This is a genomic window from Vibrio sp. 1F263 (genome assembly GCF_041439035.1).
GTDB lineage: Bacteria > Pseudomonadota > Gammaproteobacteria > Enterobacterales > Vibrionaceae > Vibrio > Vibrio tasmaniensis_A.
Window position 1 is genome coordinate 1 of the sequence record NZ_JBGONI010000102.1, and the last position, 2,578, is coordinate 2,578.

Below are 2,578 nucleotides of genomic sequence, written 5' to 3' on the forward strand. Positions count from 1 at the left end.
GGCACCTTTATCGAACGAGAGTTTTACTATTAATCAACGGATTGGAGTCATGACCAATTTTTGCTTCCCGTTTTTTTGAGCCGTGAAGCTTAGGTAGCCAAAGATTCAGCACTACTTAGACGCCTATCTTTGTAGGGGAAAGGTAATCCTCATTGTTTACATGCGTTGCCGGAGGAGAATAACTCCATCTATAAAGCCGTTTAAAAAACTTCTTACTCTCATCACCTTCTAATATTGTTTAAAATCAATGCATACATAGATATAATGACGATTTATGCCATAACTAAAGCTGTTTTACGATAAATGCGACGTTGTTGTTTAATTCAGTTAAGAAAAAGAGTTATTTTAACACACTTCTATCGATTTGACCTTCAAACTTAAATTGCAGACACCACCTTAGTTGGTGGTATCTGCGTTAGTTATTATATGTTCAGAAAATCAACTATTAGACGCTCGCCTCTCATTTGCCCTACAACACCAGACTACATAAAAATTTGCGTTTTTATATTTATTTCTACTTCAAAACTTCCGCAATATCCGCTGTACCGTTTAAGTAAATAATTGGCACTCCAAGTTTTTGGGCTAGGGGCTCAGCATGCTGCTTGAATAACTCGTACTTATCATTTTTGGATAACAACGTTTCTCCTTTCCAATCGGCTAAATCTTGGTGAGAGGCTGTTGGGGCGCTGTCGTTGAGGAAAAACCCTGCTATTTCCACCTTCTCGGTTGCCTTCTGCCCCTCGTGGAGATTTACACCTCCAGACGTACAGATAAGAATTTCATTGCGCATCCCATAGGTTTTCTTCAGGACTTCACTTGGAGTGTTGGTATGCCTTTGATGTCGCGGTAATTCCTTTTTTGCTAGTAACCCTGTACGTTCATAGTCAGGCATTGCCTCATAGCGGGTCTTTGTAGCGTTCTTATCTGAGACGTTGACAAGATCTTCAGTCCGATCAAGAAGACCAATGTTGGTTTCCGACATCAGATCGTTTGGACTAGCGGCAATAACATTTTGTTCCGGAACTTTCAGAATTACACCAACGGAGCCATAAGTGAAAGTCTTGCTCTGGTTTACGATACTAGTGCATGCTACATCCCAGGAGGTTAGCGCACTTTCTGCATCAATACTAAAAACGCCCTTCCCTTCCATCAAGTGAGTTATTGGTGCGGTGTGGACAATAAACTGAAAATCTTGTTTTGACTGATGCCCACGCACTCCCATTTCACCACTTACTACTGTAGGATCTGTAAAACCTCCACTATCCCACGAGCGCACAAAGTTTTCCTGAACTGCTGGGTTATCGGCTTTTTGGTGTAACGCTGCGGTCAGCTTTTTAGCATCTGAGGATGAAGCTCCTTGACCATGTAATGCTTTGATGAAACCTTCTTTCATCCGGCTTATCAAGCCCCCCTTGTTCTGTCTGATTACATGCATATCTCGAATTTCGAACTGTCGTCCGTCATCAAGAGTAAAACCTCCCTTCGCTTGTTCTTTGTTCATTGCTGTCATTGCTGTCATTGCTTCATCCATACTTATCGTGATAGCAGTTTTTTCTCCTGTGGTGGGTTGTTTCAGTGTAGGTCCTGTTGGCGCGATATCCTGCAGTAGTTTAGCTTTGTCAGGCTGAACCTTTAGTTCATATGGACTCTTGGTATGAGTTGAAGTGTTTGTGACATTAGTCGTTTGAACTGGATTCAATCCAATAGGCATGAATATTTATCCTTTTATAAGCTGTTGAGAATAAGGCATGGTTACTTCATTTATCGGTTCTGATACCGAACTAAATTGAGTTCTAAGAGTACTCATAAGCACAATGAAGTTGTTCATCGTGTTCTCAAAGTCGATTTCATCGCAATCAACTAAGCTAAGCTCATGAATGAGAAGCAGTTTATTTTGATGCGTCGCTAACCAACAACGTTTCATCGTATCCTGTTGTCCGTTCAGTACCATACTGCTGCGGAGTATATACAATTCATCCTTCATAGAAATATCCGTTATCTCACCATGAAGTAGAAGCTCCTGTCCATCTTCAGAGAGTTGGACCAGGAGGGAATGAGCCTCGTCTACCCGCATATGGCACCGACGGTCAATTAGAGTTAGCTGCTCGTTGATATTTCTCAGCCAGTATTTGACATTACTTTCTCTGTCCATTTTATCCTGTTCAATTTGTCATGGTTTTACCACTTAGATTAACGTGCAACAAAAAAACGGCAATCATATGTAGCCGTTATTTTTTATGTTTCTACGGGAACAGTTTCGATGGTCTCCGTAAAATGGTCGGAAATAGCATTTTCACCCTCAAATTACATCATCTTAATTATGTTTATCTAATTGAATTTTGTATACTTTTTTAAAGTTTTGGTAAATGATTATAATTTGCTTAGCCAGCCAAAAGCGAGACCCAATTCCATAGGCATTGGAACGTAAATGAGTTGGTTAAGTGGTAAGATTAGCTTTGTTTCGCAATTCAGTGGAACTAAATTAAGAATCTACGACCTGAGCAGCTACCACCACTCTCTCTCGTAGCCCTATGCCTAAACCTCGTTATAAAACAACCAACTGGAAGCAAAATACAAT

The 2,578-nt window shown here is 40.5% G+C and carries 2 protein-coding genes; both read right to left on the reverse strand.

Features of this window, described 5'->3' with window-relative positions; translation table 11 throughout:
- Nucleotides 1-514: 514 nt before the first annotated feature.
- Nucleotides 515-1,711 carry a hypothetical protein gene (locus tag ACED25_RS23175; protein WP_017098097.1) on the reverse strand — a complete coding sequence of 399 codons (1,197 nt, stop codon included), beginning with the start codon at nt 1,709-1,711 and terminating at the stop codon, nt 515-517.
- A gap of 6 nt (nt 1,712-1,717) precedes the next feature.
- Entirely contained in the window at nt 1,718-2,152 is a 435-nt protein-coding gene (locus ACED25_RS23180; RefSeq protein ID WP_017098098.1) for a CesT family type III secretion system chaperone, read from the reverse strand.
- Nucleotides 2,153-2,578: the final 426 nt, after the last annotated feature.

What these genes read in the sequence shown, in the direction of transcription:
- ACED25_RS23175 (WP_017098097.1), bottom strand. Translation starts at nt 1,711, where the DNA reads ATGCCTATTGGATTGAATCCAGTTCAAACGACTAATGTCACAAACACT.
- ACED25_RS23180 (WP_017098098.1), bottom strand. Translation starts at nt 2,152, where the DNA reads ATGGACAGAGAAAGTAATGTCAAATACTGGCTGAGAAATATCAACGAG.